We start from the raw sequence: 11,963 nt of genomic DNA on the forward strand, positions 1-11,963 counted from the left end.
GAAGGCCGCCGCGATGATCGGCTCCTTGGAGAAGTAGCCGGACAGCGGCGGGATGCCGATGATGGCGAGCCAGCCCATCATGAAGGTGATCCAGGTGTACGGCATGTGCTTACGCAGCCCGCCGAACCGCCGGATGTCGACCTGGTCGTGCATCCCGTGCATGACCGAGCCGGCGCCGAGGAACATGTTGGCCTTGAAGAAGCCGTGCGCGAGCAGGTGGATGATGGCCAGCGCGTACGCGCCGCCGCCCAGCCCGACGCCGAGGAACATGTAGCCGATCTGGCTGACCGTCGACCAGGCCAGGACGCGCTTGATGTCGTCCTTGGCGGCGCCGATGACGCAGCCGATCAGCAGGGTGAGCGCGCCGACGCTGACCACGACCGTCTGCAGCGTGGCGTTGGCCGAGAAGATCGGGTTGGACCGGGCGATCAGGTAGACGCCGGCGGTGACCATCGTCGCCGCGTGGATCAGGGCCGAGACCGGGGTCGGGCCCTCCATCGCGTCGGGGAGCCAGGCCTGCAGCGGGAACTGACCGGACTTACCGGCCGCACCGAGCAGCAGCAGGATGCCCAGCACCAGGATGGTGCCGCCGGAGAGCGCGCTGACGCCGTTGAAGACCTCGTTGTACTGGGTCGTGCCGAGCTGCTCGAACATCAGGAAGATACCGACGGCCAGGCCGGCGTCGCCGACCCGGTTCATCAGGAACGCCTTCTTGCCGGCGGTGGCCGCGGACGGCCGGGTGTACCAGAACGAGATCAGCAGGTACGACGCCAGACCGACGCCCTCCCAGCCGAAGTAGAGCATCACGTAGTTGTTGCCGAGGACCAGCAGCAGCATCGCGGCGACGAAGAGGTTGAAGTAGGCGAAGAACCTCCGCCGCCCCTCGTCGTGCTCCATGTAGCCCACCGCGTACAGGTGGATCAACGAGCCGACGCCGGTGATCAGCAGGACGAAGAGGCCGGACAGCGGGTCGAAGAGCAACCCGAAGTCCACGTGCAGCCCGCCGACGGCGATGAAGTCCCACAGGCTCAGCTCCGCCGACCTGGCCTCCGCGTCCAGCCCACGCAGGCTGAGGAACATCGACAGGCCGAGGACGAACGTGGCGGCGACCGCCGCGACGCCGAGCCAGTGGCCCCACTTGTCGGCCTTCTTGCCCAGCAAAAGCAGGACCGTGGCGCTGGCGAGCGGAATGGCCACCAGCAGCCAGATCCCGCTCAGCAGCCCCGTCGCGTGGGCATACTCCACTGTCTGTTCCACGTGAAGGCCCCTTTAGTACTTGAGGAGGTTGGCGTCGTCGACGCTGGCCGAGCGCCGCGTCCGGAAGATCGACATGATGATGGCCAGCCCGATGACGACCTCGGCCGCCGCGACCACCATCACGAAGAACGAGATGATCTGGCCGTCGAGCGAGCCGTTGATCCGGCTGAAGGTCACCAGTGCGAGGTTCGCGGCGTTCAGCATCAGCTCGATGCACATGAACAGCACGATCGCGTTCCGGCGCACCAGCACGCCGGTGGCGCCGATGGCGAACAGGATCGCCGCCAGCACCAGGTAGTAGTCAGGAGTCACTTCTCAGTCCTCTTCAGTGCGGCCTCGCTCGCGCTCAGCTCACGCACGGGCAGGATCGGCGAGATGCTGCGCTCGGAGCCGTTGCCGTCCGGCAGCCGGGCCGGCGCCGCGACCGACATGGTGTTCGCATAGACGCCCGGGCCCGCCTTCGCGCCCGGGTACGAGCCCGGCCGGAAGCGCGCCTTCATGCGCGTGACCTGGTCGGCGATGTCCGCCTTGGCGCGCTCGACGTGCGCGAGCACCATGGCACCGACGGCAGCCGTGATCAGCAGCGCGGAGGTGACCTCGAAGGCGAAGACGTACTTGGTGAACAGCAGCCGGGCGATGCCCTGGACGTTGCCGCCCGCGGCGCTGTTGGCGTCGGCCAGGCCGACGACCTCGGCGCCGCCGAGCGAGCGGGCCAGCCCGGTCGCGACGAGCACGCCGAAGGCGAGGCCGAGCAGGATCGCCGCGATCCGCTGCCCCCGCAGGGTTTCGATCAGCGAATCGGACGCGTCCCGGCCGACCAGCATCAGCACGAACAGGAACAGCATCATGATCGCGCCGGTGTAGACGATGATCTGCACCGCGCCGAGGAACGGCGCCTCGTTGATCACGTAGATGAAGCCCAGGCACAGCATCGTGACGACCAGCCAGAGGGCCGAGTGCACCGCGTTGCGCGCGATGACCATGCCCAGGCCGCCGATGACGGCGAGCGTGCCCAGGATCCAGAAGCCCCACTCCTCGCCGGTGGAGACCTGGCCGGCGGCCTCGGCCGCGAACGCGATCATCGAGCCACCTCGCCCAGCGCGTCCTCGGTGCTCGCCCCCGTCAGCGGCGCCCGCTCGGCACCGGCCGACGTGCCCGGGTTGGTCAGCGCGCCGAGGTAGTAGTCCTTGTCGGTGTCGCCCAGCCGCATCGGGTGCGGCGGCTGCTCCATGCCGGGCATCAGCGGCGCCAGGAGCTCCTTCTTGGTGAAAATGAGGTCCTGGCGGTTGTCCCGGGCCAGCTCGTACTCGTTGCTCATGGTCAGCGAACGGGTCGGGCAGGCCTCGATGCACAGCCCGCAGAAGATGCAGCGGGCGTAGTTGATCTGGTAGATGCTGGCGTACCGCTCACCCGGCGAGAAGCGCTGCTCGTCGGTGTTGTCGCCGCCCTCGACGTAGATCGCGTCCGCCGGGCAGGCCCAGGCGCACAGCTCGCAGCCGATGCACTTCTCCAGGCCGTCCGGGTGCCGGTTGAGGATGTGCCGGCCGTGGTAGCGCGGCGCCGGCGTCGGCGGAGTGAACGGATAGTCGGTGGTGATGACCTTGCGGAACATGTGCGCGAAGGTCACCCCGAAGCCCTTGAACGAGCCCGTGAACGTTCCCACGTCACACCTCCTTGTCTGACGTGTCGTCCGGGCTGGGCGTCGTGCCGCCGACCGTGGCCGGCTGCCGTTCGGCGACCGCCCGCCGGGCCCGCGGACTGGGTGGCACCTGCAGGTCCATCGGCGGTACGGGGAAGCTGCCCGGCGGCCGGGCGGCCAGTTGCTCTTCGATGGAGTACACCCGTTCCTTCTTGCTGGCCGGCCAGAGCAGCGCGATGCCGAGCACCACCACCGCCGCGGCGAGGTAGACGAGCCAGCGGGCGCCGCCCTCGATCCGGTCGTTGGTCACCCGGACGCCGGCCAGGAACAGGATCCACACCAGGTTGACCGGGATGAGGACCTTCCAGCCGAACCTCATGAACTGGTCGTAGCGCATCCGGGGCAGCGTGGCCCGCAGCCAGATGAAGCCGAAGAGCAGCAGCAGCACCTTGCCGAGCCACCAGATCAGCGGGAACCAGCCGGAGTTGGCGCCCTCCCACCAGCTGATCGGCCACGGTGCGCGCCAGCCGCCGAGGAACAGCGTGGTGGCGAACGCCGACACGGTGATCATGTTGATGTACTCGGCGAGGAAGAACAGCGCGAACTTGAACGAGGAATACTCGGTGTGGAAGCCGCCGACCAGCTCGGACTCCGCCTCGGGCAGGTCGAACGGGGCCCGGTTGGTCTCGCCGACCGCCGCGATGCAGTAGATGATGAAGCTGGGCAGCAGCAGGACCGCGTACCAGCTCGGCGGGGTCGGGCTCCAGCCCATGATGTCGAAGGCCTGGGTCGGGTTGTTGCCCGCCTGGGCGGCGACGATCTGGGACGTGGACATGGTGCCCGCCGTCATGAAGACCGCCACGATGCTCAGGCCCATCGCGACCTCGTACGAGATCATCTGCGCGGCGGAGCGCAGGCCGCCGAGCAGCGGGTATGTCGAGCCCGACGCCCAGCCGGCCAGCACCACGCCGTAGACGGCCATGGACGAGCAGGCCAGCAGGACGAGCACCGAGATCGGCACGTCGGTCAGCTGCAGCGCGGTCTTGTGGCCGAACATCGAGACGACCGGCCCGAAGGGGATCACCGAGAACGCGGTGAACGCCACCGTCGCCGAGATCACCGGCGCGATGAAGTACACCACCTTGTCGGCGGTCTTCGGGATGATCTCCTCCTTGAACGGCAGCTTGACGCCGTCCGTGAGGCTCTGCAGCCAGCCCTTGGGCCCGACCTGGTTGGGGCCCGGCCGGACCGCCATCCGGGCCACGACCTTGCGCTCGTAGTTGATCGTGAACAGCGTCAGCAGCAGCAGGATGACGAAGACACCCAGCAGCTTGATCAGGACGATCCACCAGACGTCGTTCTCGAACGTCTGCAGGGTCGGGTCCTGCGCCTTCGCGAGAATCATCGAATTCATGCGGTAGCCCCCTGAGCGAGGATCGGGCCTGGCTGGCCGGCGCTGAGCCGGACTACCGCACCCGAGGTGACGCCGAGGCTGCGACGCAGCGTCGAGCCCGGCGAGTTTGTGGGCAGCCACACCACCTGCGGGGGCAGATCGGTGATCGCCGCGGGAAGGGTGATCGCGCCGCGGTCGGTGCCGACCGTGACGGCGTCGCCGTCGGCCACCCCGAGCGACTCCGCGAGGCCCTTGCCGATGCGGACCACCGGCGTGCGGGCCGTGCCGGCCAGCACCCCGTCGCCGTCGAGCAGCGAGCCGAGGTCGATCAGGTGGTGCCAGGACGCGAGCACCGCTTCCTGAGCGCCGAGCTCGGGCAGCGCGGCGGCGGCGACGGCCGGCGCGGCCGGGCGGTCGGCCCGACTCGCGGGCATGCTGCCCAGCTCACGGCGGATCGCACCGACGTCGCCGGTGCCCAATGAAATGCCTTTAGTCGCTTCTAGGGCGGTGGCGGGTTGGTTGGACGGGCCATCGGCCATCAGCGCCGCGACGGCCTCCAGCACCCGGCCGTCGGTCATCGCGGTGGTCTTCAGCACGGCCTCGAAGGTGCGCAGCCGGCCCTCCCAGTCCATGAACGTGCCGGGCTTCTCGGCGGCCGGGGCGATCGGCAGCACGACGTCGGCGCGGCGGGTGACCGCGCTCTGCCGCAGCTCCAGGCTGACCAGGAACGGGACCGCGTCGAGCGCCTGCTCGGCGAGCCGCGGGTCGGCCAGGTCGGCCGGGTCCACGCCGGCGACCAGCAGGGCGCCGAGGGTGCCGTCCGCGGCCGCCGCGACGATCGCGTCCGTGTCGCGCCCGACCGTGCCGGGCAGGGCGCCGGCCTCGATGTCCCAGGCCTTGGCGAGCTCGGCCCGCGCACCCGCGTCGGCGACCGGACGGCCGCCGGGGAGCAGGTTGGGCAGGCAGCCCGCGTCGACCGCACCGCGGTCGCCCGCGCGCCGCGGCACCCAGGCGAGCCGGGCGCCGGTGCGGGCCGCCAGCGCGGTGGCGGCCGAGAGACCGCCGGGCACGCTCGCGAGCCGCTCGCCGACGATCAGCAGCGCGCCGGGCACGGCGAGCGCGGCGGTCACCGTCGGGTCGGTGCCGAGCAGCCGGGCCTCGTCGCCGGGCACGGCCGCGATCAGCGTCGCGTCGAGCTTCTCAAAAACCCCGGCTGAGGTACGGCGCCACGGCCGTGACCTTGAGCTTGTTCTTCCCGTGGCCCTTGCGCAGCCGCAGGAAGAGGATCGGGCACTCCTCCTCGGGCTCGAGCCCGACGATGACCGCGGCGGGCGCGTTCTCGACGTCCTCGTAGGTCACATCGGTAGCCCCGGCGACGGAGGCGGCCAGGAAGTCCGCTTCCTCCCCGGACAGCGGGCGGGCCCGGAAGTCGATGTCGTTGGTGCCGAGCGCGACCCGGGCGAACTTCGCGTACGCGTACGCGTCCTCGACCGTGAGCCGGCCGCCGGTCAGCACGCCGACACCGCGGCCCTTCGCGGCCTGCAGTCCCTCGGCGGCCGCCAGCAGGGCCTCGCTCCAGGACGCCTCGCGCAGCTCGCCGGTCTTCGCGTCGCGGAGCATCGGGGTGGTGATGCGGTCGTAGGCGGTGGTGTAGCGGAAGCCCCACCGGCCCTTGTCGCAGTTCCACTCCTCGTTGACCGCCGGGTCGTCGCCGGCGAGGCGCCGCAGCACCTTGCCGCGCCGGTGGTCGGCACGCTGAGCGCAGCCGGCCGCGCAGTGCTCGCAGGCCGTCGGCGAGGAGACCAGGTCGAACGGGCGGGCCCGGAACCTGTACTGCTCGCCGGTCAGCGCGCCGACCGGGCAGATCTGGATCGTGTTGCCGGAGAAGTACGAGTTGAAGGGGACGTCGCCCGGGTCCTCGCCGGCGTCGCCGTCGCCGAAGCCCTCGCCGCCGAAGAAGTCGTCGCGGTAGACGTTGATCTGCTCGCCGGAGGAGCGGTCCATCAGGTCGATGAACTTGTCGCCGGCGATCTCCTCGGAGAAGCGGGTGCAGCGCTGGCAGAGGATGCAGCGCTCGCGGTCCAGCAGCACCTGGCTGGAGATGTGGATCGGCTTCTCGTATTCGCGCTTGTGCTCGTGGAACCGGGAGTCGCTGCGGCCGTTCGACATCGCCTGGTTCTGCAGCGGGCACTCGCCGCCCTTGTCGCAGGTCGGGCAGTCGAGCGGGTGGTTGGCGAGCAGCAACTCCATCACGCCGCCCTGCGCCTTGGCGGCGACCGGCGAGGTGAGCTGCGTCTTGACGACCATGCCCTCGGCCACCGTCTGGGTGCAGGAGGCGACCGGCTTGCGCTGGCCCTCCACCTCGACCAGACACTGGCGACAGGCGCCGGCCGGGGCCAGCAGCGGGTGGTCGCAGAACCGGGGGATGGCCGTGCCCATCCGCTCGGCGACCCGGATGACCAGCTCGCCCTTGGCGGCGGTCACCTCTACGCCGTCGACGGTCAGCGTGACCGTGTCCGTCTTCTTGGCAACGTCCGTCATATCAGTGCGCTCCTACCAGGGCCTTCTCGGACAGCCGCGGAGCGGTCCGGCCCTCGATGTAGTCCAGGTAGTCCTGGCGGAAGAACTTCAGCGTCGACATGACCGGCGTCGCGGCACCGTCGCCCAGGCCGCAGAACGAGCGGCCGAAGATGTTGTCCGCGGTGTCCTGCAGGGTGTCGAGGTCCTGGACGGTGCCCTGGCCGGAGAGGATCCGGCGGTACGTGCGGACCATCCAGTAGTTGCCCTCGCGGCACGGGGTGCACTTGCCGCAGGACTCGTGGTGGTAGAACTCCAGCCAGCGCCAGGTGGCGTAGACCGGGCAGTCCTGGTCGGAGAAGATCTGCATCGCCGTGGTGCCCAGGATCGAGCCCGCCGCGGCCACGCCCTCGAAGTCCATCGGGGTGTCGATGTGCTCGGCCGTCAGCAGCGGCGTCGACGAGCCACCCGGCGTCCAGAACCTCAGGTTGTGGCCCGGCTTCATGCCGCCGGCCAGCTCGATCAGCTCGCGCAGGGTGATGCCGAGGCCGCACTCGTACTGGCCCGGGTTGGCGATCCGGCCGGAGAGCGAGTAGATCATCGGGCCGGACGACTTCTCCGTGCCCATGCTCTTCCACCAGTTCGCGCCGCCCAGCACGATGTACGGCACGCTCGCGATGGTGCCGACGTTGTTGACCACCGTGGGGCTCGCGTACAGGCCGGCGATCGCGGGGAACGGCGGGCGCAGCCGGGGCTGGCCGCGGAAGCCCTCCAGCGAGTCGAGCAGCGCCGTCTCCTCGCCGCAGATGTAGGCGCCCGCGCCGCTGTGCACGACGAGGTCCAGGTCGAACCCGGAGCCGAGGATGTTCTCGCCCAGGTAGCCCTTGGCGTAGGCCTCCTTGACCGCGTTGCGCAGCCGGCGGGCGGCGTGCACGGCCTCGCCGCGGATGTAGATGAACGCCCGGCTGGCCCGGATCGCGTAGGACGCGATGATCGCGCCCTCCACGAGCGAGTGCGGGTCGTACGTCATCAGCGGTAGGTCCTTGCAGGTGCCCGGCTCGCCCTCGTCGGCGTTGATCACGAGGTAGTGCGGCTTGCCGTCGCCCTGCGGGATGAAGCCCCACTTGAGGCCGGTCGGGAAGCCGGCGCCACCGCGGCCGCGCAGGCCGGAGTCCTTGATGAGCTGGATCAGGTCGTCGGGGTGGACGTCCAGCGCCTTGCGGACCGCGGCGTAGCCGTCGAGCCGCTCGTAGGTGTCGATCTGCCAGGCGTCCGGCGAGAGCCAGCGCTTGGTGAGGACGGGGGTGAGCTTCTGGAGAACCTCACGCCGGGGCTGAGTCACTTCTTCTCCTCGTTACCAACGCTGTCACCGGCGGGCTTGCCGTCGCCGGCGGGCCGGTTGCCGGCGACACCGGCAGCCTCGGCGGCGTTGGACGGCACCGGGGCGGCATCCGTCTTCGTCGCGTCCGGCGCCGGGGTGGAGGCGGTGGGGTTGCGCGCCTCGGCCGCCCGTACCTCCGGGTCCTTGACATCCCCGGCCCGGACCGGGCCCGGGTCCTTGACCGCCTTGGCGGACTCGTCGCGGGCCGGCTTGGTGGTGGTGATCGGGGTGTCGATGTTGAAGTTCGCCACCGCGACGCCGTGCTCCTGGGCGAGGGTCACGCCGCGCAGCGTGGGCGCCCCGGCCGGGCCGCCGGCGACTGCGCCGTCCCGCTCGTCGGCGAAGCCCGCGAGCTGCACCTGCATCTCCTTGAGCGAGCAGATCCGCGCGCCGCGGACCGGCACCGGCTGCTCGCCCTTGCGCAGCTGCTCGACCAGCTCGACCGCCGACTCCGGCGTGGTGTTGTCCACCGCGAAGTCGTAGTTGACCGTCACGACCGGCGCGTAGTCGCAGGCCGCGAGGCACTCGGCGTGCTCCAGCGTGATCTTGCCGTCGGCCGTGGTCTCGTCGTGGCCGACGCCGAGGTGCTCGACCAGGCTGTCGTAGACCTCCTGGCCGCCGAGCACGTTGCACAGCGTGTTGGTGCAGACGCTGACCAGGTATTCGCCGGTCGGCCGCCGCTTGTACATCGTGTAGAAGGTCGCCACCGCGCCGACCTGGGCCTTGTTGATGCCCAGGATCTCAGCGCAGAAGGCGACGCCGCGAGGGCTGACGAAGCCCTCCTCGGTCTGCACCAGATGCAGCAGCGGGAGCAGCGCGGAGCGCTCGCGCCCGATCGGGTAGCGCGCGAGGATCTCGCGCGCCGGCTCCAGGAGCTTCTCGGCCAGCGGCGCGGCGGCCGGGGAGAAGTCCACCGTTGTGTCGGACATTTAGCGGTCACACCCACCCATCACGGGGTCCAGGGACGCGCCGCCGGCGATGACGTCGGCCAGCAGCGCACCCTCGGCCATCGCGGGGATGGCCTGGAGATTCACGAAGCTCGGGTCGCGGTAATGCACCCGGTACGGGTGGGTGCCACCGTCGGAGACGGCATGCACGCCGAGCTCACCCCGCGGGTGCTCGATGCCGACGTAGACCTGGCCCGCGGGGACCCGGAAGCCCTCGGTCACGAGCTTGAAGTGGTGGATCAGCGACTCCATCGACTGACCCATGATCTTGGCGACGTGCTCAAGCGAGTTACCCGAGCCGTCGAGGCCCACGGCCAGCTGCGCCGGCCAGGCGATCTTCTTGTCCGCGATCATGACCGGGCCCGGCTTGAGCTTGTCCAGCGCCTGCTCGACGAGCTTCAGCGACTCCCGGATCTCCGCCATCCGGACCAGGTAGCGGCCCCAGACGTCGGCGGTGGTCGCGGTCGGCACGTCGAACTCGTAGTTCTCGTAGCCGCAGTACGGCATGGTCTTGCGCAGGTCCCAGGCCAGGCCGGCCGAGCGCAGCACCGGTCCGGTGACACCCAGCGACAGGCAGCCGGTCACGTCGAGGACGGCGACGCCCTGCGTCCGCTCCTGCCAGATGACCTGGCCGGAGAGCATGGCCTCGTATTCCTTGAGCTTCTTCGGCAGGTAGACCAGCAGGTCACGGATCTTGCGGATCGCCGAATCCGGCACGTCCTGCGCGACCCCGCCCGGGCGGAAGTACGCGTGGTTCATCCGCAGGCCCGAGGTCTCCTCGAAGATGTCGAGGATGTACTCCCGCTCGCGGAAGCCGTACAGCATCATCGAGATCGCGCCGAGCTCCATGCCCGTGGTGGCGAGCCAGACCAGGTGCGACGAGATCCGGTTGAGCTCCATGAAGAGCACCCGGATGGTCGTAGCGCGCTCGGTGATGTCGTCGGTGATGCCGAGCAGCTTCTCCACCGCGAGGCAGTAGCCGGCCTCGTTGAACAGCGGCGCCAGGTAGTCCATCCGGGTCACGAAGGTGGTGCCCTGGGTCCAGTTGCGGTACTCGAGGTTTTTCTCGATGCCCGTGTGCAGGTAGCCGACGACCGGCCGCACCTGGGTGACGGTCTCGCCCTCGAGCTCCAGCACCAGCCGCAGCACGCCGTGCGTCGACGGGTGCTGCGGACCCATGTTGACGACGATCTTCTCGTTGCTCAGCGGGTCGATGCTGCCGGTGATGGTGTCCCAGTCGCCGCCCGTGACGGTGAAGACCCGGCCTTCGGTGGTCTCGCGCTCGGCGGCATACCCGGCTTCGCTGGTCGTCTGGCTTGTCATTGGTAGACCCTCCGCTGATCCGGCGGCGGAATTTCGGCGCCCTTGTACTCGACGGGCACGCCGCCGAGCGGATAGTCCTTGCGCTGCGGGTGGCCCTCCCAGTCATCCGGCATCAGGATCCGGGTGAGGTTGGGGTGGCCGGTGAAGACGACGCCGAACATGTCGTAGATCTCGCGTTCCTGCCAGTCGGCAGTCGGATACACGCTGGTCACGCTCGGCAGGCTGACGCCGTCCGGCACCGCCGCCTCCAGGCGGACCCGGCGGCGGTAGGTCATCGAGGTGAGCTGGTAGCACAGGTGGAAGCGGCGGTTGTCGCCGCCCAGGTAGTCGACCGCGTCCACCGAGGAGCACAGCTCGAAGCGCAGCGACTCGTCGTTGCGCATGATCTGGCAGACCTCGGCGATCCGTTCCGCCTTGATGTGCAGGGTCAGCTCGCCGCGGTCGACGACGACCTTCTCGATCGCGTCGGCGAAGCCGGGGTAGGCCTCCTCCAGCGCGTCGTAGACCTCGTCGAAGTAACCGCCGAACGGGCGCGGGGTGTCGGCGGCGGTCGTCCGGGGACGGACCAGGCCGCCGAAGCCGGACACGTCGCCGGTGCCCTGGATGCCGAACATGCCCTTCTCCGGGCTGGACGGCGTCTCCGCCGGAGAGCCGAGCTGCGCGCCCTCCGGAGTCGGTTCGATGCTCATTGGCCACCCTCCCGAAGGTGCGGTTGCAGCTTCATCCAGTTTTCGATGCGGAGCTGCTCCTCGCGGCCTTCCTTGACGGCCTGCGTCCACTCCGCCCGGCGGACCTTGTCGACGCGGTACGACGACGGCATGGCGCCGGGGGCGACGATCGGCATCTTGCCCGCGGCCTTGCGGGCCTCGAGCATCTTGCGGCCGTTCGGGCCGAGCGGGGCGGCCATGACCTTCTCGCGCATCTTAAGGATCGCGTCGATCAGCATCTCCGGGCGCGGCGGGCAGCCGGGCAGGTAGATGTCGACCGGCACGATGTGGTCGACGCCCTGCACGATCGCGTAGTTGTTGAACATGCCGCCCGACGAGGCGCAGACGCCCATCGAGATGACCGAGCGCGGCTCGGGCATCTGGTCGTAGATCGTGCGCACGACCGGGGCCATCTTCTGGCTCACCCGGCCGGCGACGATCATCAGGTCGGCCTGCCGCGGCGAGGCCCGGAAGACCTCCATGCCCCAGCGACCGAGGTCGTAGTGCGGTCCGCCGGCGGCCATCATCTCGATGGCGCAGCAGGCGAGGCCGAAGGTGGCGCCCCAGAACGACGACTTGCGGGCCCAGTTGGAAAGCTTCTCCACCGAGGTCAGCAGGATGCCGCTCGGCAGCTTCTCTTCGATTCCCATATCAGTCAGTCCCAGTTCAATCCGCCGCGTCGCCACACGTAGGTGTAGGCGATGAAGACAGTGACGATGAAGAGGACCATCTCGACGAAGCCGAACAGGCCGAGCGCCTCGAAGGACACCGCCCACGGATACAGGAAGATGGTCTCGAT

11 protein-coding genes and 1 pseudogene are annotated in these 11,963 nt (G+C 69.6%); all 12 read right to left on the reverse strand.

Annotated features, from left to right (window positions below):
• Window positions 1–1,257: NADH-quinone oxidoreductase subunit L (nuoL, locus tag DMB66_RS52770; RefSeq protein ID WP_125811617.1), on the reverse strand; the 1,257-nt coding region annotated here is incomplete at its 3' end.
• A 12-nt stretch (window positions 1,258–1,269) separates the two neighbouring features.
• Window positions 1,270–1,569: an NADH-quinone oxidoreductase subunit NuoK gene (gene nuoK / locus DMB66_RS52775; RefSeq protein ID WP_125811618.1), complete on the reverse strand. Its 300-nt coding sequence runs from the start codon at window positions 1,567–1,569 to the stop codon at window positions 1,270–1,272.
• Window positions 1,566–2,339 (reverse strand): NADH-quinone oxidoreductase subunit J, encoded by a 774-nt coding sequence (locus DMB66_RS52780; RefSeq protein ID WP_125811619.1) that lies wholly within the window; start codon window positions 2,337–2,339, stop codon window positions 1,566–1,568. Before DMB66_RS52780 ends, nuoK begins: the two co-directional genes overlap by 4 nt.
• Window positions 2,336–2,920: an NADH-quinone oxidoreductase subunit NuoI gene (gene nuoI, locus DMB66_RS52785; protein ID WP_125811620.1), complete on the reverse strand. Its 585-nt coding sequence runs from the start codon at window positions 2,918–2,920 to the stop codon at window positions 2,336–2,338. The genes DMB66_RS52780 and nuoI overlap by 4 nt, the downstream gene beginning before the upstream one ends.
• A gap of 1 nt (window position 2,921) precedes the next feature.
• Complete coding sequence (gene nuoH, locus DMB66_RS52790) at window positions 2,922–4,310, reverse strand: NADH-quinone oxidoreductase subunit NuoH (protein WP_125811621.1); 1,389 nt, start codon at window positions 4,308–4,310, stop codon at window positions 2,922–2,924.
• A pseudogene (locus DMB66_RS52795) lies at window positions 4,307–6,830 on the reverse strand (NADH-quinone oxidoreductase subunit G). Before DMB66_RS52795 ends, nuoH begins: the two are co-directional and overlap by 4 nt.
• A 1-nt stretch (window position 6,831) precedes the next feature.
• Window positions 6,832–8,148, reverse strand: a complete 1,317-nt coding sequence (nuoF, locus tag DMB66_RS52800) for an NADH-quinone oxidoreductase subunit NuoF (RefSeq protein WP_125811622.1) — start codon at window positions 8,146–8,148, stop codon at window positions 6,832–6,834.
• Complete coding sequence (gene nuoE, locus DMB66_RS52805) at window positions 8,145–9,116, reverse strand: NADH-quinone oxidoreductase subunit NuoE (RefSeq protein ID WP_125811623.1); 972 nt, start codon at window positions 9,114–9,116, stop codon at window positions 8,145–8,147. Before nuoE ends, nuoF begins: the two co-directional genes overlap by 4 nt.
• Window positions 9,117–10,457, reverse strand: coding sequence for an NADH-quinone oxidoreductase subunit D (locus DMB66_RS52810; protein WP_125811624.1), 1,341 nt, complete (start codon window positions 10,455–10,457; stop codon window positions 9,117–9,119).
• Window positions 10,454–11,146 carry an NADH-quinone oxidoreductase subunit C gene (locus DMB66_RS52815; RefSeq protein WP_125811625.1) on the reverse strand — a complete coding sequence of 231 codons (693 nt, stop codon included), beginning with the start codon at window positions 11,144–11,146 and terminating at the stop codon, window positions 10,454–10,456. Before DMB66_RS52815 ends, DMB66_RS52810 begins: the two co-directional genes overlap by 4 nt.
• Window positions 11,143–11,814: an NADH-quinone oxidoreductase subunit B family protein gene (locus tag DMB66_RS52820; protein WP_125811626.1), complete on the reverse strand. Its 672-nt coding sequence runs from the start codon at window positions 11,812–11,814 to the stop codon at window positions 11,143–11,145. The genes DMB66_RS52815 and DMB66_RS52820 overlap by 4 nt, the downstream gene beginning before the upstream one ends.
• A gap of 5 nt (window positions 11,815–11,819) precedes the next feature.
• A partial coding sequence (ndhC, locus tag DMB66_RS52825) for an NADH-quinone oxidoreductase subunit A (RefSeq protein WP_158647654.1) occupies window positions 11,820–11,963 on the reverse strand: 144 nt, incomplete at its 5' end.

The sequence above is a fragment of the Actinoplanes sp. ATCC 53533 genome, assembly GCF_003947245.1.